We start from the raw sequence: 706 nt of genomic DNA, 5'->3' as shown, positions 1-706 counted from the left end.
TGGAGACGGCGACCCCGGCGTGGGCGCAGCTGCCGGCCGCGAACCCGGACCCGCGCGCCCTCGGTCTGACCTCGCGCCATCTCGCCTATGTGATCTACACCTCGGGATCCACCGGAACGCCCAAGGGTGTCATGGTCGAGCATCGGGGATTGACAAATTATCTGTGCTGGGCCTGTCATGCCTACGATTCCAGATCATCCTCCGTGGTCTCCTCTCCTCTAGCCTTTGATGCAACAGTTACCAGCCTGTTTGCACCTTTGATCTGTGGTGGCCATGCAGATCTTATGATGGAGGGACAAGAGGTCGAGGGGTTAAAAGCAAAGATCAGCGCGGAATGCGGAACAATCAAGATCACCCCGAGCCATCTGGATGCTCTTGGGCAACAGATGCTGGCGGACTCCGCTGCCAGCCAAGTTGAATCATTTATTATCGGCGGTGAAGCGCTGTCGCATTCAACAGTTGAGTTGTGGCGCAAGATCCAGCCCACGGCCCGAATGGTGAATGAATATGGCCCAACCGAAACAGTTGTCGGTTGTATCTTTTATGACGTTCCGACAGAAATGGCTGTATCTGCGAACATCCCGATCGGCCGTCCGATTGCGAACACGCGGATCTATCTGCTGGATGGTGATGGCGCGCCTGTTCCGTTTGGGGCCGTAGGGGAGCTTTACATTGGCGGCGCGGGGGTGGCGCGTGGCTATCTGAA

Annotated in this window: 1 protein-coding gene; it reads left to right on the top strand. The window is 57.4% G+C overall.

Features of this window, described 5'->3' with window-relative positions:
• Positions 1-706, top strand: a 706-nt coding sequence (locus GWE18_RS41955) for an AMP-binding protein (protein WP_275191312.1), incomplete at both ends; no start/stop codon positions are given.

The organism is Bradyrhizobium sp. CSA112, assembly GCF_029051645.1.
Lineage (GTDB): Bacteria > Pseudomonadota > Alphaproteobacteria > Rhizobiales > Xanthobacteraceae > Bradyrhizobium.
Note: the sequence above shows the minus strand (reverse complement) of the source record. Positions and strands in the feature narration are given on the sequence as shown.